Below are 22,991 nucleotides of genomic sequence, written 5' to 3' on the forward strand. Positions count from 1 at the left end.
AGAATATTTATCTCAAACATGATTACACCAGAATAACGTATAACCCTATTATTATTTGATAAAGAAGGGTTGTCAATTGAAACTGTTTTCAACTTTTCTTTTCGGATTGTTTATTCTGGTAATCCGTCAATGCCAGATAGAAAGCACCAACACAAAGCTCGGCGCAATGATAATGGTCTTCAGGCAAAGTTTGAAGATAATCGATAATCATATCCGGAGTGATATTCCAAACATTATCAACAGAATGACCTAGCGCCAGACGGACCACGGAATTGCAGCATGCTGCCGTATACACGCAGCCATCGAAGTCAAAGGAAATAGAACTCAGGCAATTCTTGTGGTCAACCATGATAAAAAACTCTACAGTGTCTCCACACACCCCGGTCCGAGTCCCGTATCCGTCGGGGTTTTCAAGTCGCTCTCTGGAACCTGCTTCGTAGGCCATTTCAATTAGTGTAAGAGAGTGAACGTTCCAAAAATCCGGGCTTTCCATGAAAATACAACTCCTTAAACAATATCGTTTGTGTTATAAAAATGCTTCTTTGTACCTTCTTTATAAATATCATATTCCTAATTATAAAAAACAGACCGAACAGGAAATCCTGCCCGGTCTGCTTTTATTTTAAACATCTATGAAGCAGCGATGCCTTGTGTCGGCACAACAGCTACATCAGCATGTCACCTTTTAAACCTTAGGTCTGGGAGAAAGGCCTGCGCCTTCTACAAGTTCGGGCACCTTTTCTTCCCATTCAATGGCCATAATATGGAAACCTTTTACGCCTTTGCATTCCTTGAGGCGTTGCATCTGCTCAATGGCCATCTTGATGCCTTCTTCGGCTTGTTTGTCTTTATCCACACCGGCAAGACGGTCGATAACCTCATCAGGAATATCCATGCCGGGCACCTTGCTCTTCATATATTTAGCCATGCCCAGGGATTTCATGGGGGTGATACCGGCAAGGATAGCCACTTTCTCATCCAGGCCGCGGTCAACTACCTGTTTCATCCACTCTTCAAATTTAGCGGTGTTAAAAATACACTGAGTTTGGATGAAATCCACACCAGCCGCCACTTTCTTAGCCAGACGCATCACACGTAGTTCAAAGGGATCGGCAAAGGGATTGGCAGCCGCACCAATGAACATTTTGGGCGGTTCCGTAATATCTGCGCCCCCCTGGAACTTGGCTTCATCGCGCATATCTTTGACCATTTTAATCATATTAATAGAGTCAATGTCATATACGGGTTTTGCCATGGGGTGGTCGCCAAACTGGGGATGATCGCCGGACAGGCAAAGCATGGTGTTGCAACCAAGGGCATAAGCACCGAGGATGTCAGCCTGCATGGCAAGACGGTTTCTGTCCCGGGATACCATCTGGATAATGGGATCAAGTCCCATCTGTTTAAGCGCAACACCGGCGGCAATAGAGGACATTCTGACCATGGCGGTCTGATTGTCCGTGATGTTGATGCCGTCTACATGATCCTTGATCATGTTGGCTTTTTCTTTGACAATATCAATATTACAGCCTCTGGGAGGACCAACTTCAGAGGTTACAGCCAGTTGGCCTGAGGCCAGTACTTTTTCCAGTCTGCTTTCAGTTTTCATTATGCATTGTCCTCCGTGATAATTTTGGATGACGCCAAGTCCTCCCGGATAATTTTTCTAGGACCGCCGCCGCCTGCAGGCCGCCAGTCCTTTGCCGCAACCAGTTCTTCATAACGATCCTGGAGACCCAGTTCAACCAGGCGATCCCAGATCAATTGCCATGCACAGTCCACATCCGGGCTGATCTCGCATTTCCCGTTGACCGAACCGCCGCAGGGGCCGTTCATGATGCTTTTTGAACAACGCGCAATGGGACAGATGCCGCCGGTGATCCCCAGCATGCAGTCACCACAACCCATACAGCGCTCAGCCCAGATACCCTGGCTTTCGGACGCGCCCATAAATTTGGTATTCACACCCGGGAAAACCGGAATCGGATACTGGGAAGCAACGGTCTGAATCCCGCAGCCACAGGCCAGGGAAACAACGGCGTCCACTTGGCCGGCCAGTTCCGCGAGCTGGTCAACATATTCCGGATCGCATTGACGTTCCAGGGTATGCTCCAGAACCTCGATCTTTTTGCCCGCTTTGGCACTGTTCAGGCGAATGGCGGAAGACAGAAGTCCCACCTCTTTTCTGCCGCCTGCTGCACAAACGGTAACGCATTCGTTACAGCCGACCACAAGTATTTTTTCATAGGGCGCAATATACCCGAGAATTTCCTGCAGGGGTTTTTGTTCTGCTGTTATCATGTTTTAATCTCCAAAAATTTTATATAAAAAATAACCCGTTAAATTTATTTCATATGTCCGGCAAAGCAAGGATATGCAACAAAAATCATTTAGATTAGATTGCATTGACCGCATTTAGTTAAACAGCCTTGCTTGTTGCCTGACTGGCCGGGCTTGGCCCTAAAGCTTTAATCTTTTCGGTAAATTCTTCAGCTGCCTGGGCAAATTGTTGACCCATGGCTGCGGAAAAGTTCATCATGGCCACCCGTTCGGGCTCCCAACCCAGATCTTCCAGGGTTTTTTTGATCTTTTCCACATGGGCGACTGCACGCAGATTACCGTCTTTAAAATGGCAGTCCCCTTCCAGACAAGCCGCTATATATACACCGTCAGCCCCTTTTTCAAGGGCTTTCATCAGATGAATGGCATCTACTTTACCGGTGCAGGGAACCCGTATGATTTTCACATTAGACGGATATGAAATCCGCCTGGTACCAGCCATATCTGCTGCGGTATATCCACAATAATGACAGCAAAAGGCCACAATTTCCGGTTCAAAATTATCCATTAGTTATACCTCTCAAATAAACCATCAATTTTAGCAATTATCTGGTCATCTTCCCAGGCCCTTAACTGAATGGCCTTGGCCGGACACTCGGCAGCACAGATGCCGCAACCGCGGCACTTGGCCGGATCAATTTCTGAGTGCCGTTCATTATTTATAAACGGAACATCGTAAGGACAGGCTCTGACACAAATCAGACAGACCGCGCACATGACCGGATCAACCGTGGCATAGGCAGCACCCAGGGTAATCTCTTTGTTGGCCAGCATGGTTCTGGCTCTGCCTGCAACGGCATGGGCCTGGGTGATGCTTTCACGGATCACCTTGGGAGAGTGCGCCGTACCGGCCAAAAAGAATCCGTGAAGTGCCATGTCAACGGGTTTGAGTTTCACATGGTCTTCCAGAAAGAACCCGTCTTCGGTTTTGGGCAGATGGAACAGGCTGCATAATTCGTTGTTGGTATCCGCGTCGGCAACAAAACCGGTGCTTAAAGCCACACAGTCGGCTTCAATCTCAATGTCCTGTCCCAGGATGAAATCATGGGCACGGACGATGGTCTTGCCCGCTTCTTCCCGGACAACCGGACGGTGCTCAAGGTCAAAACGAATGAATTTCACACCTTTATCCCGGGCTGTTTTGTAATAATCTTCCCAGAATCCGTAAGTCCGCATATCCCTGTAAAGTACAAACACCTCAATATCAGGGTTTACTTCCAGAAGACGCAGGGCATTTTTAACGGCTGCCTGGCAGCAGATCCGTGAGCAGTTGGGGTTATCCGCTTCCCTGGAACCGGCACATTGGATCATAACCACCTGTTCCATGGCCTTGATTTTACTTTCATCGTTTTCAAGGACCGCGTCAAGATCAAGCTGGGTCATGACGTTGTCGAGTTCACCTAAGCCATATACGGCAGGACGGTTGGGCTTTGCGCCTGTGGCAAGGATGGTAACGCCATGATCAATCTGTTCACACGCACTGTCCGCGCCGGTTTTAATGCCGGTGGTAAATTTGCCGGGCACACCTGTGTGTTCTGCAACGACTGCGTCAGTAAACACCTTGATATTTTCATGGGCAGACACCTTGTCCACAAGACCCTTGACAAAGGCTGCCACATCATCACCTTCGATGGTTTGAGACAGGTTCAATGCCTGGCCGCCCAGTACCGGGGCTTTTTCCACCAGGTAGGTAAGCGTACCCTGATCAGCCAGTTCAAGTGCCGATGTCATACCGGTGACACCACCGCCCACTACAAGGGCATTCTGGCTTGTGGGAAGCATATTTTCAGTCAGGGGTTTTGCTTTTCTGACACCGGAGATACCCATCTGAACCAGCCTAAAGGCTTTTTCGAGGGATTTGGCCGGGGCGTCATTATGTACCCAGGCATTCTGGTCTCTTAAATTAACAAGCTCAAGCAGGTAGGGGTTAAGCCCTGCGCGTCTGAGCATGTCCTGGAACATGCTTTCCTGGATCCTGGGGGAACCGGAACCAATGACCACCCGATTCAGGTTGTGTTCCTTGATCAGGCCTTCAATCTTTTCCATGGCCTCAAAGGAACAGCTCAGCTTAAATGCCTCTGCCACTGCCACATCAGGATTGGTTTTGGCATTTTCCAAAATTTTATCAATATCCAGGGCCTGATCAATTTCTCCGTCACAGTCAACAACAAAGAAACCGATTTTGGGCGCTTCGCCGTCAACATCTCTTTGGGGCGGATAAAGGCTGACAGGTTCATTAACCCATTCCTCGCTATCCAAGGTCATACCCGCCAAAGAGGCGGCAGCTGAGGCCTGGACCATGGTTTCGGGAATATCTTTGGGGCTTTCAAACACACCGCAGACATACACACCGTCTTTGGAGGTTGTCACAGGGTCAATGGTGCCGGATTTGGCAAAATTGTGTTCGTTTAAATCAATGCCGATTGCACCGGCCAGATCAATGGTTTTCTGGCTGGGTCTAAAACCGGTGGAGAGCACAACCATGTCAAATTCTTCTTTCTCCATGGCTGACAGCTCTTCTCTGGCATAGGTGATCTCAAGTGATTTATCCGGCAGCTCAATGACGGTATGGGGCTTGCACCGGATCAGACGGATACCGAAATCTTCTTTGGCACGATTAAAGTACTGCTCGTAATCCTTACCGGAAGTCCGCATGTCCATATAGAAAATGGTGGTTTCAATATCATCACCAAAACGCTCCTTGGTCACGATGGCCTCTTTAAGGGCATACATGCAGCATACACTTGAGCAATAGGGAACATCGTCTACATTAATGCCCCTGGAGCCCACACACTGTATCCAAGCCACTTTCTTCGGCCGCTGCTGGTCAGATTTTCTTACCAGATTGCCCTGAAAAGGTCCGGATGCGGACATAATCCGTTCATATTCAAGACCGGGAAGCACATTATCAAATTTACCACCACCGTAGTTATCCAGAACACTTGGGTCAAACATCTCTGCGCCCACACTCAGGACAACAGAGGCTACATTGATCTGGGTTTCCTGTTCAGTGTCATCGGGTATAATGGCCCCGGCTTTACAGACAGCCTTAAGCGCCTCGACATCATCTACCTTTTCCATATCAATGGAATAGGCATAGGGTGTAGCCTGGGGATACCGCATACAGGTGGGCGCCCTGGGGTCAAGTCCCGGGTTAAACCGAACGGCTTCTGGAAATTTTTTTAAACACTCACCACAGGCTGTGCATTTGTCAATGTCAATGAACCGGGGAGCGGTTTTTAATGTGGCCGTAAAATTACCGGCCTCTCCGGACAGGCTGGTTAGCTCTGTCATGGTGCTGACCTCAAGAAACTTTTCCCTGCTTGCTGCGGACAGATGGGGAGAAACTGTACACAAATCGCAATTGTTGGTTGGAAAAGTGCGGTCCAGCTGGGTCATTAATCCACCAATGGCATAGTCGGAATCAATGAGCAGGACCTTTTTCCGGGATTCGGAAAGATCAAGGGCCGCCTTGATGCCGCCAACGCCACCGCCAATGACGAGCACGCGTTTTTCGTCTTGTTTAATTTTTTGCATGTGTAACCTTAACGTTATCAGTTAATATCCATGTGTATCCATCTCCTGTAAACGTGTATCATATATACAAAACAGGCAATGGATGCTTTCTTGCCTAGATCATCAACGGATTGTGCCAATACCCTGCTGTACAGCGCTGCTTCTGTATGACAACGATGTAACAGCGAAATGGTCATAAAATTGTCGGCTGCGGGTATCACAAAAAGGATTATTGATATTTTCAAAAGAAATTATCGGAACAGCGAAATTCTTGAGAACAAGTTTTTTTCGAAAACTCATAGCCAATATCCTTAATCTTATTTAATGCTGCTCGATCTGGCATTGAGCAGTCAAAATTAGGTACCCTCAAGGCACGGTGGAACTGCTATCTACCTATATTTTATTTAACCAAAGATTCTATATCAGATAATAAATCACATGTAAAATGATTACTTATTACGGAAAAATAAGATGGTCCAGAACCAGCCCGTAAAATTTTGATCCCCGGCCTTGCCGGAGAGGCAGAAAAACCCATCCAAGCTGGGAAATACAATTACGGCATATGCCGATGCACCACGCATATCCGGGATACCATGAAAACTCGTTGGACGGCGCAGACCCTTCACGACAACCGGGCGCTGTGGCAAAACAACCGATCTCAAATACATATCCGGCCGGATTGGCAAAGGTTTGAGAGAACCCATTTTCTTCCGTATGGACGGCAAATTGAGGTTTTGTCACAAATGCATTACAGTTTTTGCATAAAATCACCGGCTCTATCGTTGATTGAGCCCCAGGTGCACTTTTTTCCTGTGTTTGCCGGTCTGTTTCTTTACAAATTAATTCTACCGTCATATGTTTTTTTTGTCTTTATCTATATAATATAATGTAGCACCGACCGGAGCAAATGAAAGAAAAATGATGTTGACCCAGGGTACAAGAAACAACAGGCCGAACCCGATGTGAAAAAATAAATTTTTCTTTAAGAATTCAAACCGCGCTTTAAACGGCACCATGCGTCTGGCAGGGACAAGGTCTGTATTGTCCCAGGCCAGAAAAACACCTGCCACCACCGATGAAATGGCGATAATAACAAGACTTAAAGGGGTAAACAGCCCTATAATCATCAAGGCAACCGATATCAATACAGGCACCACCGCCCTGGGAATTTCCTGGAGAATCAGATACAAAAACACCTCGAATATGGATGTATCGGCACCCGGGGCTTCCTGCCCAAGCACCATTCGCTCTGTGATCCGGGACATATAATCCATGATAAAAACACAGAAAAAAATCTGGGAAATCAAATAGGCGGCCAGCATGGAAAGTGCCATCAAAACAAATGTCAGAATCCAGGAGACAATGTGCCACAGCCAGATCAGCCACCGGGACTCGGGCATCTGCCATATCATGGAAAAAATGTCATTGTGCCAGTAAAGTACCATGCCGGATAAAAGAAGGGCCAACAGCAAGACAACAGCAAACCTTATCAGCCCGAGAATTAAAAGTGATGGTGTTGTTAACGAAAGCGCAACCCCCTTGATATTGTATTGAAGACCTGCAATCAATCCCATGTGTTTTCTCCTTGAAATCCCAAACTTATTTTACGCGATGATCGAGTTTTATTTTCCAATTGAAACATGCCCGCAGCGCGCGTATATTAAATACTGTTTTTTACTATAATTAGCTGTATTTTTCAATTTTACAAAGGGCATTTGCATTGAAAACAGTTTATGTGGATGGAAAATTTCTGCCCTGGGACAAAGCAGTGATTCCTGTGGATGATCTGGCCGTACTCAGGGGCTATGCAGTTTGCGACATTATCAAAACCATTGCGGGCCGCCCATACTGCCTTGATGCGCATATTGACCGGCTTTTGTCATCGGTCACCCAAATCGGTCTTACACCGGCATGGACCAAAGAAGAGATCAAGGAGATTGTTTTCAAAGTACTTGAAAAAAATGCCCATATGGATAAGGCCAATATCCGTATCCTTGTGACAGGGGGATCCAGTCCTGATTTCTTCATTCCAGCGGATAATCCCAGACTGATTGTCCTGATAACTGATATTCCTGCCCTGCCTGCTCATTGGTATACAAAAGGTGTAAAGGTAATCACTTTTGTCCAGCAGCGTGCCCTCCCCGATGCCAAGGCCACCAATTATATCCCTGCTGTTCTGGCTCTAAAAGAAGCAAGGGCACAGGGCGCTGTGGAAGCGTTGTATATGACCCGGGACAAAATGGTTCTTGAAGGTACCACCAGTAATCTGTTTGCCCTGGTTGAAGGCACCCTGATCACACCGGGAAAAGGGGTACTCAAGGGCATTACCCGCAAAACAATCCTGGCTCTCGGGAAAAAGCTGTTTCCCGTATCCGAACAGGATCTTTCCCTGGACACCCTGCTGTCGGCCTCTGAAGCGTTTATCACCGGAACCAACAAAGGCATCGTGCCTGTGATTCAGGTGGATGACCATATTATCGGCACTGGCAAACCCGGCCGCGGCACCAGGGCCTTAATGTCGGCAATGGCAGATCAGCGGGGTAACGGTTAGCGTTATTTGACGGGCAGTGCCTGGCAGACCAGTTCCAGAAGGTGGGCGGCCCTGGCAGGAATATTTTCGCGATTAAGGTTGTCCTGCAGCTGAATGATGCATCCCGGACAGGCTGTTGCCACAATTTCGGCCCCGCTTTGGGCAATATGCTTCGCCTTTTGACTGCCGATCTTTTGACTGGTTTCATAATGGTGTACGGAAAAAGTCCCCCCCAGACCGCAGCAGGTTGCCGCATCGGTCATCTCAACATAATCGACCTGGGGTAACGCGGCGAGCAGTTGCCTGGGGGCCCGGGTCAGGCCGTGATTTCTAAGATGACAGGGATCGTGGTAGGTGACCTGAATCCGGTCCTCTGATCGGGGAAGCGATGCCAACCTGCCTGCCAGATTCATATCCATCAAAAAATCCATGACGTCCCGGGTTTTTTCGGCAAAAGGCTGATAGCCTGACCCAAGCGTAGGGTAAATCCCGGCCAGGGCGCCGTAGCAGGACGCGCAAGCCGTAAGCACAGCGTCAAAGGCGTGAATTTTAAGCGCCTTTAAATTCCTTTCGGCAAGGGTTTCCACCGCATCTCCCGCACCGGCGGACAGGGCGGGAAGCCCGCAGCACCCCTGTTCATCGGTGAGGGTCACATGGACACCCATGAAATTGAGAATACGGACCAGGTACTCACCGATTTCAGGGTATAGATAGTTGATACCGCAGCCGGTGAAAAAAAGCACCCGGTGACTTGCTGAACAAGAGACCGTCTGCCGGATATCCCGCTTCAAAAAGGGTTTGAATGACGGCTTTGGAAAGGTGCGTTCATTAGGGATGCCCGGCACAGGGAACCGCAGTCTTAAGCCGCTTGTTTCAGGAATCTGACGACACAGGAGCCGGGAGGCCAGATCACCGCCTTTACTCATCCAATCCATGGCCTTTTTATGCGTCAGCAAGGTCGCCACGCCCCTTCCGAATCCGGATAGACCTTTTTCCTGAGCGACTTTCATACGGGCCGCCGCCACGATATCTATGGTGGGCACCTGGTTGGGGCACAGGTTGGTGCAACTGCCGCACAGCAGGCACTGGGACAGATCATGGACCAGCCGGTCTTCGGCAAAGACCTCTCCGTCCATCATGGCCTGGGCAAGGGCAATTTTTCCCCGGGCCACACCGCCTTCCTGGTTCTCAACCTTGAACACCGGGCATGTGGCCCGGCAGGCACCGCACTTGACACAGGCCTGAAACCACTCCTGGTATTGCGCCAAATTTTTCATTTGATCTCTCCAGGAAGCGGGCAGACTGCGTTTGGAAAAATTTTACCCGGATTAAGAATATTATGCGGATCCAAAGCTTTTTTAAGCATTTTCATGTAATGGATGGATTCGTTTGACAATTCAAGGGAAAGATAAGGGGCCTTCATGATGCCGACACCGTGTTCTCCGCTCATGGTTCCGCCCAGCGCCAGGGTCTCCCGGAACAGCGCCTCAATGGCATGTTCGGCTTTGGCCATTTGTTCCGCATCGGCTTTGTCCGCCATGATATTGACGTGGATATTTCCGTCGCCGGCATGCCCGAAATTGACAATGGGCAGATTATATTGGTCGGAAATCGTTTCGATCCGGCGGATCATCTCCGGCAGCTTGGACCTGGGTACGCAGATATCTTCATTGTATTTTTCCAGTCCAAGCTTTTTCAATGAGGGGGAGATCGCCCTGCGGATTTTCCAGATCTCTTCGCTTTCTTCAAATGTATTGGCTACCCGATTTTCCAAGACGCCCAAAGATTCGATCACCGTCAGGATCCTTTGGGCCTGCTTGTCTAAAAACTCCCTGTCCCCGTCTACCTCTATAATCAGTGCGGCGCCAGCAGCTTCGGGCATAGACAGCCCGGCGGTCTGCCTGAGGCAGTCCAGGGTCCGGCGGTCCATGAATTCCAGGGTGGCGGGAATGATCTTCTCACGGATAATGGCGGATACGGCCTTAGCCGCCCCATCAATAGCATCAAACACCACCAGCATGGTCTTTTTGGCCTCGGGTTTGGGAAGCAGTTTGAGAATGATCTTGGTAATAACGGCCAGGGTGCCTTCCGACCCGCAGAACAGCTTGGTCAGATCATACCCCACCACTCCCTTCATGGTGGTACCACCGGTTTCAATCCGGTCGCCTGTGGGCGTCACCACCTCCAGGCCGATGACATAATCCTTGGTCACCCCGTACTTAACACACCGGGGGCCGCCGGCGCACTCAGCCACGTTCCCCCCCAAGCTGGAAACTTTCAGGGATGCCGGATCCGGGGGATAAAAAAGCCCCAGCGCCTCCACGGCCTTTTGAAAATCCCCGGTCACCACACCGGGTTCCACCACGGCCACAAGATTTTCCTGGTCAATATCCAAAATCCGGTTCATCCGGCTCATTCCCATGACCATCCCCCCGCAGACCGGCAGGGCGCCGCCGGTGAACCCGGTACCCGCTCCCCTAGGGTAAACCGGAATACGGTGGTGGTGGGCAAGTGCCATGATCCGGGATACGGCCCGGGCATCAGCCGGATGCACCACGACATCCGGAAGAAATTGTTTGCGCGTGGCATCATAGCTGTACAGAATACGGTCGGTCTTGTGGCTGCTGACAAATTTCGGGCCGCAGATTTCTTTGAGCGCCTGGATCATCTTTTCAGATATCATAAAATCAACTCTATAAAAAAGTTTATATAAAAGTCAAACACAAACAAAATAATAACTATGGCTACGGGCGTGTCCAGTAAAGATCTGATAAAAAGAGATAGAAAAGCAAATTATAATAAATAGGTCTTGCATTCATTAAAGTAAAAAGTTAGAGACTTTTAATCCGAATATCGTTCAGGCAACGGGCCTTGTTCGAACCGGATAAGGTCTTTTTTCTAACCAAGGAATTTATTCTTACCTAAACACACCGAAAGGTGCATGCGGCGATCCGGTACAAGATCGGTTAGCGTAGGAACAGAGAAGGAGATTACAGATGGTAGGGAAGAATGAAAAGTCGTATGTCGAACAACGTAAGAAAGCAAGCGAATTTAGGACTCGGGCGGAGTATCTTGATCATGAACTGACGATTATGAAATTCCGTCGCTGGGGGATCAACTTACCCTTTCGGGATTACAGCATCGAAATTGAGGACGTTGTGCCGGCCCTTGCGGCCACCATCGGAAAGGTTGTGATGGTAACCGCCATGGTGGCCGCCTTTGCAGACCAGTATGCGCTTTCACCCGCATTCGTTGCAGAGAATGTCCGGTATGAGATGCTGATCGCAGGTGCTCTCTTTGTCATGCTTTTTTCGGCCTTCCTTAATCCGAATACAAATCTTGCGGGCACCCACGGCCCGATGATCCCCCTCATCCCGATTGTCGCTGTGGCCGGCGGGCATCCCCTGGCTCTGGGCATCTTGATAGGCTTATTCGGCCTGACGCTCGCCATCACAAAGGGCGGTTCCAAGCTGATGAATCTGACCGGCATCGGCGTCCGAGGGGGGCTTCTGATCTATCTGGGTGCCGTCGGGCTTACAGGACAGATCGGCAAACTTGGAAAATGGGCGACAGGCGGTGGCGTCGACGCGGTTTCCTTTGTGGTCATCGGCGTAACCGTACTTGTCTATGCCTACCTGGCGCGTATCCAGAAGCGCTGGCTGGCCATCCCCCTTTGTTCCGCCATCGCAGGCATCCTCGCATTCATGATGGGCGCAGATTTCAGCTTTTCCACCCCGCCGGGACTTCCCCATTTTGATCCCATGTGGTGGTGGGGTACGGATACAGGGTGGAAAATGGGACTTCCGAACATGGGTCATTTCATTGCCGTTATTCCGTTCGCCATTCTGGCGGTTGCCATGTGGTCGCCGGATTACCTTGGACACCGGGTATTCCAGGAGCTTAGCTATCCGGAAGGGGCTGAAAACGTCCTTATGGATGTGGACGATACCATGATGGTGGCATCTGTTCGCCAGACCATCGGATCCTGCCTTGGCGGCGGCAATATCGCCTCCTCCTGGGGCACATATATGATTCCCGCAGCCATTGCCAAGCGCCCCATCCCCGGTGGTGCGATTCTCACCGGTATTTTCTGCGTGGTGGCCGGTATACTCGGCTACCCCATGGACCTTGCCATGTGGGAACCTGTTCTGCGGGTGGCGCTTATTGTCGGTGTATTCCTGCCGCTCCTTGAAGCAGGGATGCAGATGGTCAGCAACCATAAGGATTCCCAGAGCGCCGGGACCTGTATTTTTGCCTGCGCCTTTGTAAATCCGGTATTCGGCTGGGCCGCTGCCATGCTCCTGGACAACCTGGGACTCATCGGCGATACCAAGCGCGCCAAAACACTCACCTGGAATGAAAAACTTGTCATCCCAGGTGCCATGTTTGTCGTGTGTATCGTTTCTCTCGGGCTGGTGGGTCAGCTTCCCGGGATTCCCGGCATCTTTTAGTGCCTTACGCCACAATTTCTGCTGCCCGGTCCGCGACACCTATATAAAAAGCCCACCGATACCTGCCATTGGCGGGCTTTATACAATGAAATTAAACAGATAAACCTTGATTACATCAAATATCAATAAATAAAAAAGGAGAGTGCACAAAACACTCTCCTTTTTCGTTTAATACGCTTTTTTAACTGTGCGTATTATGTAAGTCGTTTTTCTTCTGTGCCAACCCCGTCTTTCTGTGTCATTAAAGAGACAACAATCAACGTTATAAAGGCAAGCGGTATTGATATGATACCCGGATTATTCATGGCTATAGGCGCGCTTGACGGGAGTAACCCATACACCTCAAAGGTCTTGGGCGACAGTAAAATAATTGTCATAGCGCTGATGATCCCCACGATAATGGATGCGGAAATACCCTTTGCGGTGGTTTTCTTCCAGAACAGCATCATCAGAATCGCAGGCAAGTTTGCTGATGCGGCAACCGCAAACGCCAGACCGACAAGGAAGGATACGTTTATTCCTTTGAACAGGATACCCAACGCTATAGCGAATACGCCCACCACGACTGCCGCGATTTTACCCGCTTTGACCTGACCCTTATCGGTTAATGGAATGCCCAAATAATTGGCAATCAGGTCATGGGCAACCGCACCGGATGCGGCCACAATAAGCCCGGAAACCGTCCCAAGAACGGTTGCAAAGGCGATGGCGGATATGATGGAGAATAACGCTATACCAAAGAACTTAGCCAGCAGCGGTCCGGCCATATTACTGCTCTGCACATCAAGTACGCCGTTGACCATTGCACCAAGTCCCATGAAAAGGGTAAGGACATAAAAGAAGCCGATGGCTGCGATGGCAAGGATCGTTGACTTACGCGCGGCCTTTGGGCTGGGCACCGTATAATACCGGATCAAAATATGAGGCAGTGCAGAGGTGCCGAAGAACAATGCGATCATAAGGGAGACAAAATCAAGCTTGGACATAAAGGTTGACCCCTTATCGACCTTGAACCTTAATCCGGGTCTCATGATATCCTGACCCGATGTCGGATTCTGATACCAGAGCTGTACTTTTTCGCCCTGATCCATGAAAACCACCTTGCCAAAGCGGACGACAGTGCTTTCTTCTACGGTTGTCAAAAATTTAAATGGGCTGACGGACCCTGTTTCCGTAACCTCTTCTCCATCAACGATGAGTTTGCTTACGTGGCCGACCTGGAAAAATTTTTGAGCTTCCTTGGGCTCGCCGTTGTAAAGCACTTGACCATCTTTGCTGTTTACAACGGTAAGCGTCTCATCAAGGTACGCATTTCCATCTTCTTCGACCAAACGCCACCAAGTATTTACGCCCTCTTTATTTAATTTTACATAATGGCCCTTGGCATCTTGATGAGCCCCGGCTATCCGGTAAGCATCGCTGTCAATTGCCGTAACCTCTCCGTTCATTACCGTGGCATTGATGGTTTGAAATTTATGATAGTCTTCAGACGGCTGGGTTTTTATGCCGTGTACAAATATGGCAATTGTAAGAACTGAGGAAAAAATGATCAGCAGGCCGCCTTTGAAGAACTGAACATAGGTGGTTGATGCCATTCCTGCCGTTGCCACGATGAAGATAACGATGGCACCCACAAGGATAACCCCGACGTAATGGGGCATGCCGAGAAGCGGTGTCACAAGACTTCCTGCGCCCACCATTTGAGGCACAAGATAACATATGGAGACGATCAGGGTACTGATGGCCGCCGTCAGGTGAATGCCCCGGGAATTGTATTTATTGTTGAGTGCATCCGTAAATGTGTATTTACCAAGACGTTTCATCGGCTCGGCCACAATAAACAGCGCAACGACCCACCCGGCAAGATACCCGATGGAATATAAAAATCCGTCGTAGCCGCTGAATGCGATCATTCCGCAGATCCCAAGGAAGGATGCAGCTGAAAGATAATCGCCTGCGAATGCAATACCGTTTACGCCCCAGTGAATATCTCCACCGGCAGCATAATAGCCTGCTGATGTTGTTGTTTTTTTTGCAAAATAAGATGACAGCCAGAGTACACCAAGTACAAAAGCGACAAAGATTGCTACAGCGAACGGGGATGCATTATATATCATTTGTCAGAATCCTCCTTATTGAGTTCATCTTCTTTATTGGTACAAAAAATATCGTAAATGATTCCCATTACGAAGGCCAGAACAATCAGGCCAAACCCGTACACAACTGCCAGATTTTGACCGGCAAAAACGATTGTCGCCATTGTTTTCGGACTGGCAACGTTTATCCAGATAAATCCGACATAAACTAAAACGTAAATAAGAAACAACCACAAACCAAGTGTAGTTTTATAAGCAATCGCTTTGTCCTCTCCCCAATCAGTTGAAGGCCCGTGTCCCATAGATTTTCTCCTCAAATAAAAAGTTTAATTGAATTTCGGATAAAGTTTAATTTCGGCGTCCTTTTTTCAATCGCATTCAATTCGGATATGAAAGCAGAACACAGCTACAGCCCAAATGATAATATCTGATTACCAATGATACGAATGTTGTGTTTGCGAAAAGCGGTTCTCGTTTTAAAGAAATTGACCTGGTAATGACAGCTACTGTTAGTTGAACTTTCCATTTCCACCTCCCTTTTGCTTTTTGAGTTTAGATTTTCGTATTATGTTTCTTTAATTGAACAATATTTATACCCACCAAAACCCGGTGGAAGTATTATTTCACTATAACGCCGGAAAAATCTTGTATAACAGGATATGAAAACAGAACTCAGCTACAGCCCAAATTGAAAAACAGATAACAATATTACAAACGTTGTCTTTGAAAAAAGTGCTTTTAGGTCTAAAGAACTGGTAATCACTACTATTGATAATTGAACTTTCCATTTCCCCACCCTTGTACTTTTTGGGTTTAGACTCACGTACTATTTCGTACTATGTTTCTTTGTTGGACAATATTTATATCCACCAAATCCCGGTGGAAGTATTGTTTTACTATAAAGCAGAGGAAATCTTTACATTAACTATCATTTATTAACTTTTATTCCTACATAACAGAAAAATAATTTAAATGTCAAAAACAAAAATATATTTTTTTCGTGAATTAATTTAAATCACTGAAATAAAAACAAAAAATTGCTTGCCGTTTTCTTTCTTCCGTCTCCTTGATGAATTTCGTCCACAGAAAACAGACTGTAAACAATCGCCGGACACCTCCTCAAAGGTTATCAAAGTCCAGATATTGCGATAACTGCGAAATATTGTCGGAAAATTTTTTGAAACCCCAAAAAACAATGACTCGCAACCTGTTGAGTATTACGACAATACGACAAGATCCTGAAAAATATGGATCATATCACCCGGAAAAAGGATTATCCCATTGTTTTGATCCACCTGGAATCCGCCGGAAGAGAAATCCCCCAAAGCCCGGTGCGAAAAGAATTCATCCAGAGCAACGAATTTTTAGAGATCGAGCTGAGCAGGAATCAGAAAGGACCAAATCGACTGCCATGCTGGTTATTTAAGAATCATTTCGCTGAACGGGCCGACGGCCGCAAATCGGCTTTCATCCAGAGTCTCTATAACCTTGGCATCACTCAGCGTCATGCGTTCTTTTTTGATCATTTTCGAAATCACGTCAGGGGTTGGGGTGTTGGTATTTTTGACATATTGGGCTTGAACGGAAAAATCGTTTTGAACCGGATACCCTTTGATCTGGATAAGGGATTCCCGGATGGGATCCAACGGTCCCTGCCAATACCGAAGCAGGAAGTTCAATTGCCCCAGCCGTTCGGCTTCAAGCCCAAGGGTTTCGGCCAGGTGCCGGTGAAAATCATCATATTGATCAGCACCGGGCACGGCATCTGATACCCACAGGTTCTGGCGGATCAGCGTGATACTGGCCGCGTTCTTTTTAAGATCCCGGGTCTCCAGGCGCAGGCCGGCTTCGATGTATCGGCACGGATATCCGCCCACCGTTTTCGTTTCAGGCGCCACTGTGATGGTGAACATCGGATCCGCCACCTCGTAGCGGGCGTTGATAATCTCCGCAGCCCCTTCCGTCATGGCGTTATTGGGCTGAAGCATTCGTACATGAAGTATGTTCTCAAACGGCAGGATTAAAATTTTGTTTTTATACCAGTCAATTTCTCGGATCTGACGTTTTTCCAACAAAAAGTGGGTGGTATCCCGCTGTGTCTTAATCTCACCGAAAAACCGTTTCATCCAGCTTCCGGTATAGTGGGTCTGTTTATCCACCAGCATAGCCCGGGGGGTATATCCCACCCGAAGTTCGGATTCCATTTTACCCATAAGGTATTCATCGCTATGGTAATCGTGAACAAACAGCACATCACCAAAACAGATCGAAGCAGGCATGGCGCATACCAGCGTGAGCCAGATGCCCAAAAGCATTCCAAAATAGTTTATCAATTTTTACAGTCCCAAAAATTTTTGGTGGAGATAGGATAGACCGAACATGGTCAGCAGTGGAATCCCCAACCCGAAAAGGGAGCCCCAGAAAATGCTTCCGCTCGGATCAAACCCATATGGTTTGGTAAAATACAAAAGAAAATTAATGCCTATCCCAATAAACAGATAGGTATTGTACCATCTGCGTTTATTTTTTTCCCAATTCTGCAATCGTTCATTACGTTCTTCTTCCGTTGTCATATAATTTCCTGACGGATAAACTCTTAATATTTTTTCATAAAACGCCACCCCTACATACGCTGCAGGGGTGGCGGGGACCGGTTATTGTTCCGGTCTTATATCCAGTGAGTATTTCTGAATCACGTCATCTTTGCACGGTTTCGTCATCAGGCTGACCACGATGAAGAAAATAAATCCGACAAATACCCAGTAAAACTGGTGCGGTGTGCTGATTTTATGGGCAGGGTCACTCAGGAAAAACCAGTGATAGCTGCCCAGTTTGTATTTTGCGTACATCCATGATCCGCACGAAAGCGTTGTCATGACCAGGATATTGGCGATAGCGGCCGTTGTCGTGGCTCGGGTCCACCAGATACCTAAAATCAGCGGGGGGCCGACAGAACAGAGAATAACGATAAATGCCGCCCCGGAGATATCCAGAACCAGTGCCGGCGGTTTGAATGCAAAGAGCATACATACGAACACGATCAGTATGGTCATAACACGTGTGGCATGCACAGGTTGCCTTTCAGGCCAGCTGCTGCCGAAAACCTTTCCCAGCAGATCCCTTCCCAGCAAAACGTTAAGGACCATGGTCCAACCTGAGGCAGTGGCCATGGCGATGGCCAGACCACCCGCGGCCAGCACGGAAAGCAGGAAGGGACTTCTCAAGCCCTCCACGGCGGCAATCATGGAATAATCGGTGACGGAAGCCCCGGCAACGCCGTATGCGGTCTTCATGTGTTTCAGCACCCCCATGGCATTGGTGATGCCTTCGGTCTGCATAAGCGGATGAAGGGTTTCGATCAATACCCTGGCACCGGTGCCGATAATAACCAGACCGCCGTACATGGCGCCGCCGATGGTTACGGCCCAGAAAACGCTGCGCCGCGCGGCCTTGATATCCTGGGTGGTAAAAAAGCGAACCACGGTGTAGGGCATGGCCGAAAAACCAAAATGCCACACAAAGAAGAAGCCCACCACACCGGTCCAGGTGGCCATAAGGGGATGTGATGCTGTTTCGGAGACATAGGGCAGGTTGAAAAAATTGCCGCTGTTGGCCAGCACCGCATCGGTCAGACCGTTCAATCCGCCAAAATTGAAAATGACATATCCGGCAGCCAGTACCGAAGCCACGGTCATGGCAACCCCCTGGAACGCCGTAGAAATGGTGGTGGCGACCATCCCGCCGAAGTAAATATAGGCGAAAACGACAACAGATGCGAGGACAACGGATACATTGAACGGAATTTGCAGGATGGCCAGCAAAAACAGGGCTGTACCCACAATGGACAGGATGACATATGCCAGGCCGCCGATGAGTGTGGGAATGCCCGCAACCAGGCGAAGCCATTTTGTATCATAGCGGTCTGCGTAGTAATCCGTGAACGATGTCGGGGCATATTTACGCAGGGGCGCCGCTGTCAGCAGGGTCGCAATGGGCATGCCGCCGATAATGCCGACCAGGGCCCACCAGAAAGGATAGCCTAAAATAAAAATAAAGGCCGGCAACCCCAGAAAACTCGCCGGGCTGAAATATGTAGCGGCCAGGGCCGAGCCGTTAACGACGGGGCCGACTTTTCGTCCTGCCACATAGAAATCGGACGAATCCATAGACGCCTTGCGGGAATACCATCCGATATAAAATATCACTGCAAAATAGAGTACGGAACCTAAAATGACGATTGGATTAACACCCATTTACTGCCTCCTTATATGTGGCTGCGGATCAGTTTTCATGAACAATATTGGCACCCGTGGGCGCATCCTGTGTTTTGCGTTTTTTTCTGGCCTCTATTCTCTCTTCTCTTTTTTCCTCAAACTTGAAGTAGAGAAAAGAAATTATGATATTCATCAGCCAGAGACCGACAATCCAATTGTAGGTGTAGCAGGCCGGAATCCCCATGAATTTTTTCAGGGGGAAGCCGGGGATTGTCATTTCCAAGATCATGAAAAAGAAAATCCACCCATACATCAACGCCGTTCCTGCCCAGAATATCTTCGGCATACCCTTAAACATCTGCCTTCCTCCTCCTCCTTATAAATTGATTGTATAGAATTCGGGAACCCTTTCCCGATGTCCCCCCATTTTTTACGCTTAGAGAAAACCAAATATCTCAAAAATAAGTGAACGACATTCGTTGGATGGAAACTATGTAAAAAATGGAGATAAAACAATCCGCAGAATACTGATTTTGATGTACGTTGATAACCTAAGCGCCTTGTAGGTGAAAAGAGGTGACTATATAGGGAAAAAACTTACGAAATGCGATTCAATCTTCTTTACGAAGATACACCAGCCAGTAGACAGCGCCAACGAAGATTCCACCGCCGATAAAATTTCCTAATGTGACGGCAATCAGGTTACTATGCCACATACCGGCCCAATTGAGTCTGGTCAGTAATGCAGCGTCAATGGCCGAGGCTGTGACAGCGGATTGCAATTGCTTGGCAAAAATCCCCGCGGGGATGAAGTACATATTGGCAATGGCGTGTTCAAAACCTGCGGCCACAAAGGCCATGATCGGAAAAAAAATCCCCAGAATCTTGCCGCTGATTTCCTGGGCGGAAATGGCCAGCAATACAGCCAGACAGACAAGCCAGTTACAACCGACAGCACGGAAGAAGTAAGCGAGGTTGTGGCTGCTGCCGGCAATTTCCGTGGTTACTTTGGCCGTTGCTATCTGCAAGGCGGTGGCGCCCAAAATACCATCCATGAGGCCGGTTTGAGAAACGATCATCCAGGCGAGAAAGACAGATCCCAGCAAATTACCAAGATAGACCCAGAACCAGTTACGCATCATCTGGATCAAGGTAACTTTTCTGTCGAGCAGGGCCATGGTCATCATAGTATTCCCTGTCCAAAGCTCTGAGCCTGGGATGACCACCAGCATCAATCCAACGCTGAAGACGGCACCGATGAAAAATTTTTTTAAACCAATCCAAGCAACTGCACCGGTTCCAACGACCGTTGCCAGGTGGGCGGCAAAACCAATATAAACGCCCGCCAGAAAGCCAAGCAGAAGAAGCTGTAAAATTGATTTACGGGCTTTGTTTGCTCCCCAGGATACCACGGCTGGGGCCAGTTCTTCCGGAGCAAGGAAATTTTTCATCGCTGCGTCGTTGATTAGTACATATGCCGTATACTCGCTTCCAGAGTTTCAGCATCGGCCTCTTCCTTTTTTTTCTTTTCATAGACTTTACGGGCTAGCCTGTCTTTTCTCCATTCTTCCAAATCATCATCAGACATAGCACGAAACTCGCTCAATGCCTCCCGAATATCCTGGGTGGCATCATTATTGATCTGCCGGATCTCAAACAGATCCATTTTGAGGTCATAAAGCGTATAGTCGCCTTCATTTTTTCTCAGATGCTGATCCAGCAGGTCCCGGATGGCATGCCAACTGTCTTTGCGGGTCTGGTCGACAACAGGGGTGAGGGTATCAAGATTTTCCAGCCGATTGGTGCGGAATTTTTGTTCCAGTTTTTTCTGGAAAAATGCCATCCATAAAATCATAATCAGACCTGCACAAACACCGCCCACAGTCAACAGGACAGTGGGATCAGCCATTAAGCCCAGCAACATAATGCTACCGGCAATCAAGCTTCCCCCCAGAAGGCTGACCAAAAACCCGATAGAGATTTTTTTTATGCGGAAATTTTGAAGTTGCAGACCAAAGGTCTGAAGCGCTTCTATATAATGGGCCAGACGTTCCCCGTGAATCTCCAAATAAGTGGCCAGATGATCCAGTCTGCGTAAGGGGGTCTGTAAAATGGTCTGCTTCAGATCCTCCCGCTGATTTTCAAGAAGGGGGAGAAACGAGGGCGCAGATGCTGGATCCTTGTTGATGGGCGCTACATTGGACGAATAGGTCATCCGGATCATGGGGATATCCTTTCGTCCGGTAATCTGGGACAGATTCCAGCACAGGGTTCCATAAACCCGCAGCAAATCATTAAAAGTGGTGCATTCATCAATACGGTTGAGCACAAAAATGATCCGGTCTTCATAGGTATGGGTGGTCAGGGTCTCCCGAATGCTTTTATAGGCCTCCCGCACGGTTCCGGCCTTGTGGGCGTCAAACAGAACCAGCACCAGTCCGGCTTTCTGGGCCAGATCGCCGAGAACCTCCTGATAATCATATCCCCGGTCCCGCTCGGAAATGCTGTCAAGCATACCGGGGGTATCAATGATGGCCAGATTTTTCAAAAAAGGCGAGTTGATGCTTTTCATTTGAAAATGAGCTGCAAAGCGCTGGCCGTGTTTACGAAGGGTGGAAAAGGGGTATTCAGGATCATTAAGCAGGGACTTGCCGTCTCGCTGTTCCACCAGCTGTATGCCTTCTGTTTCCGGCACGGAATCATCATAGGTCAGTACGGTGAATGAATCATCTGTGGGGGCCTGGCCTGTGTCCTGAATCTTTGCCCCCAGAAATTCATTGATCAGGGAAGATTTACCGGATGAATAATTGCCGATGACCAGCACCATGGGACGCCATTTTACATTGGTCTCCAGAGGTATATCGCTGTAACCATACCGCTTGGCCATCGGTGTCAGGTGCTTAGTTATGGTATCCACAATATCTTGCCGAAGGGCATTCATATAATTTTCACGGTGCATGGATTTCTCCGAAATAGTGTCTGATAAGATGTGCCGCTTAAACAAAAATGATAACAGGCGGCAGATATTGTCATTTTTACTCAAGTAAGGTATAACAAAGAATAAAAAGATTATCAAGAGCCTGAAATATAGCCCCAACCGGCTTTGGTGATAAAAAGTATCTTCTTATACCTCTTATATCCTGACTTCATGGTTTGTTGTGGGCTCTCAATCTGATTTACGCAATATTTTTTTATATTCTGATATAGATTCCCAGCATTAAATTATGTATACTGCCACCTAATCTTATGAAAAGCGTCAATCATTAAAATGCGTCGTAAACCCTAAAGAGAAGGAGCGCTAATGGAAGATATTAAACGTATTGTAACCCCTATAGATTTTTCAGATAATACCGAAATGATTGCCTGTACTGCTGCGTGTATTGCAGGAAAATTTTCAGCCAATCTTGACTTTGTTTTTGTTGCCGAAAGTTTTGAGGATTATACAACATTCCGTACTCCTCCGGCGAATCTACTTACGCTGAAAGAAGAGTTGCTTGATTCCGCTAAAGAACAGATGAACGCCTTTATAGAAAAGCATAAGGAAGAATTCAATGCCTTAGGCGTATCTACAATTAACGGACAAGTATTATCTGGAGATATTGCAGAAAAAATTATAAATTATGCCGGCGATGCAAGCGATCAAATTATTGTCATGGGCACGCATGGGTATAAGGGCTTCAATCGAATAGTATTTGGTAGCGTAGCAGAAAAGGTTGTAAAAACAGCCTGTTGTCCAGTTATGACGATTAAACCGCCTCACGATAAATGTGAAAAATAACGCGAGATAGCGCCAAACGCAACTCAATGTCATTATGTCATTCAACGACCCCTCCTGAATCAGAGA

The 22,991-nt window shown here is 48.0% G+C and carries 21 protein-coding genes; 4 read left to right on the forward strand and 17 right to left on the reverse strand.

Going from position 1 to position 22,991, the window contains the following annotated elements:
- Positions 1 to 88: 88 nt before the first annotated feature.
- The 7 genes from HXW94_RS03950 to HXW94_RS03980 form a co-directional block, all read right to left on the reverse strand.
- Positions 89 to 493, reverse strand: coding sequence for an iron-sulfur cluster assembly scaffold protein (locus HXW94_RS03950; RefSeq protein WP_178365599.1), 405 nt, complete (start codon positions 491 to 493; stop codon positions 89 to 91).
- Between the two features lie 192 nt (positions 494 to 685).
- A complete protein-coding gene (locus HXW94_RS03955; protein ID WP_178365600.1) occupies positions 686 to 1,609 on the reverse strand; it encodes a methylenetetrahydrofolate reductase in 924 nt (307 codons plus the stop codon).
- Positions 1,609 to 2,301: a methylenetetrahydrofolate reductase C-terminal domain-containing protein gene (locus tag HXW94_RS03960; RefSeq protein WP_178365601.1), complete on the reverse strand. Its 693-nt coding sequence runs from the start codon at positions 2,299 to 2,301 to the stop codon at positions 1,609 to 1,611. Before HXW94_RS03960 ends, HXW94_RS03955 begins: the two co-directional genes overlap by 1 nt.
- A gap of 118 nt (positions 2,302 to 2,419) precedes the next feature.
- Positions 2,420 to 2,848 carry a hydrogenase iron-sulfur subunit gene (locus HXW94_RS03965; protein ID WP_178365602.1) on the reverse strand — a complete coding sequence of 143 codons (429 nt, stop codon included), beginning with the start codon at positions 2,846 to 2,848 and terminating at the stop codon, positions 2,420 to 2,422.
- Positions 2,848 to 5,877, reverse strand: coding sequence for an FAD-dependent oxidoreductase (locus HXW94_RS03970; RefSeq protein ID WP_178365603.1), 3,030 nt, complete (start codon positions 5,875 to 5,877; stop codon positions 2,848 to 2,850). The genes HXW94_RS03965 and HXW94_RS03970 overlap by 1 nt, the downstream gene beginning before the upstream one ends.
- A gap of 435 nt (positions 5,878 to 6,312) precedes the next feature.
- A complete protein-coding gene (locus HXW94_RS03975) occupies positions 6,313 to 6,711 on the reverse strand; it encodes a cereblon family protein (protein WP_178365604.1) in 399 nt (132 codons plus the stop codon).
- Entirely contained in the window at positions 6,708 to 7,430 is a 723-nt protein-coding gene (locus HXW94_RS03980) for an EI24 domain-containing protein (protein WP_178365605.1), read from the reverse strand. Before HXW94_RS03980 ends, HXW94_RS03975 begins: the two co-directional genes overlap by 4 nt.
- A gap of 146 nt (positions 7,431 to 7,576) precedes the next feature.
- Here HXW94_RS03980 and HXW94_RS03985 point away from each other — a divergent pair, with 146 nt between their 5' ends.
- Positions 7,577 to 8,407, forward strand: a complete 831-nt coding sequence (locus HXW94_RS03985) for an aminotransferase class IV (RefSeq protein ID WP_178365606.1) — start codon at positions 7,577 to 7,579, stop codon at positions 8,405 to 8,407.
- 2 nt (positions 8,408 to 8,409) lie between these two features.
- Here the strand turns inward: HXW94_RS03985 and HXW94_RS03990 are convergent, their stop codons facing one another.
- Both HXW94_RS03990 and HXW94_RS03995 read right to left on the reverse strand, forming a co-directional pair.
- Positions 8,410 to 9,663, reverse strand: a complete 1,254-nt coding sequence (locus HXW94_RS03990; RefSeq protein WP_178365607.1) for a (Fe-S)-binding protein — start codon at positions 9,661 to 9,663, stop codon at positions 8,410 to 8,412.
- Positions 9,660 to 11,069, reverse strand: coding sequence for an FAD-binding oxidoreductase (locus HXW94_RS03995; RefSeq protein WP_178365608.1), 1,410 nt, complete (start codon positions 11,067 to 11,069; stop codon positions 9,660 to 9,662). The genes HXW94_RS03990 and HXW94_RS03995 overlap by 4 nt, the downstream gene beginning before the upstream one ends.
- A gap of 313 nt (positions 11,070 to 11,382) precedes the next feature.
- On the opposite strand from HXW94_RS03995, the gene HXW94_RS04000 reads away from it, so the two are divergent.
- On the forward strand, positions 11,383 to 12,837 hold the full coding sequence (locus HXW94_RS04000; RefSeq protein WP_178365609.1) for a DUF3360 family protein: 1,455 nt from the start codon (positions 11,383 to 11,385) through the stop codon (positions 12,835 to 12,837).
- Between the two features lie 194 nt (positions 12,838 to 13,031).
- Here the strand turns inward: HXW94_RS04000 and HXW94_RS04005 are convergent, their stop codons facing one another.
- The gene (locus HXW94_RS04005; protein ID WP_178365610.1) at positions 13,032 to 14,954 is read right to left on the reverse strand and encodes a solute symporter family protein; all 1,923 of its coding nucleotides are present in this window, start codon (positions 14,952 to 14,954) and stop codon (positions 13,032 to 13,034) included.
- Complete coding sequence (locus HXW94_RS04010; RefSeq protein ID WP_178365611.1) at positions 14,951 to 15,235, reverse strand: DUF485 domain-containing protein; 285 nt, start codon at positions 15,233 to 15,235, stop codon at positions 14,951 to 14,953. Before HXW94_RS04010 ends, HXW94_RS04005 begins: the two co-directional genes overlap by 4 nt.
- An 875-nt stretch (positions 15,236 to 16,110) precedes the next feature.
- Between HXW94_RS04010 and HXW94_RS04015 the strand changes: the two genes are divergently transcribed.
- Entirely contained in the window at positions 16,111 to 16,359 is a 249-nt protein-coding gene (locus HXW94_RS04015) for a hypothetical protein (RefSeq protein WP_178365612.1), read from the forward strand.
- On the opposite strand, the gene HXW94_RS04020 is transcribed toward HXW94_RS04015, so the two are convergent.
- From HXW94_RS04020 to HXW94_RS04045, 6 genes are all read right to left on the reverse strand, one after another.
- A complete protein-coding gene (locus HXW94_RS04020; RefSeq protein WP_218576557.1) occupies positions 16,352 to 17,266 on the reverse strand; it encodes a hypothetical protein in 915 nt (304 codons plus the stop codon). The genes HXW94_RS04015 and HXW94_RS04020 overlap by 8 nt on opposite strands.
- 3 nt (positions 17,267 to 17,269) lie before the next feature.
- Positions 17,270 to 17,506: a hypothetical protein gene (locus HXW94_RS04025; protein ID WP_178365614.1), complete on the reverse strand. Its 237-nt coding sequence runs from the start codon at positions 17,504 to 17,506 to the stop codon at positions 17,270 to 17,272.
- Between the two features lie 81 nt (positions 17,507 to 17,587).
- Positions 17,588 to 19,186: a sodium:solute symporter family protein gene (locus HXW94_RS04030; RefSeq protein ID WP_178365615.1), complete on the reverse strand. Its 1,599-nt coding sequence runs from the start codon at positions 19,184 to 19,186 to the stop codon at positions 17,588 to 17,590.
- Between the two features lie 28 nt (positions 19,187 to 19,214).
- A complete protein-coding gene (locus HXW94_RS04035) occupies positions 19,215 to 19,505 on the reverse strand; it encodes a hypothetical protein (protein WP_178365616.1) in 291 nt (96 codons plus the stop codon).
- A gap of 253 nt (positions 19,506 to 19,758) precedes the next feature.
- Complete coding sequence (locus tag HXW94_RS04040; protein ID WP_178365617.1) at positions 19,759 to 20,598, reverse strand: formate/nitrite transporter family protein; 840 nt, start codon at positions 20,596 to 20,598, stop codon at positions 19,759 to 19,761.
- 14 nt (positions 20,599 to 20,612) lie between these two features.
- Positions 20,613 to 22,106 (reverse strand): dynamin family protein, encoded by a 1,494-nt coding sequence (locus HXW94_RS04045; protein WP_178365618.1) that lies wholly within the window; start codon positions 22,104 to 22,106, stop codon positions 20,613 to 20,615.
- Positions 22,107 to 22,448: 342 nt separating this feature from the next.
- Between HXW94_RS04045 and HXW94_RS04050 the strand changes: the two genes are divergently transcribed.
- A complete protein-coding gene (locus HXW94_RS04050; protein WP_178365619.1) occupies positions 22,449 to 22,925 on the forward strand; it encodes a universal stress protein in 477 nt (158 codons plus the stop codon).
- Positions 22,926 to 22,991: the final 66 nt, after the last annotated feature.

Source organism: Desulfobacter latus, assembly GCF_013389365.1.
GTDB classification, from domain to species: domain Bacteria; phylum Desulfobacterota; class Desulfobacteria; order Desulfobacterales; family Desulfobacteraceae; genus Desulfobacter; species Desulfobacter latus.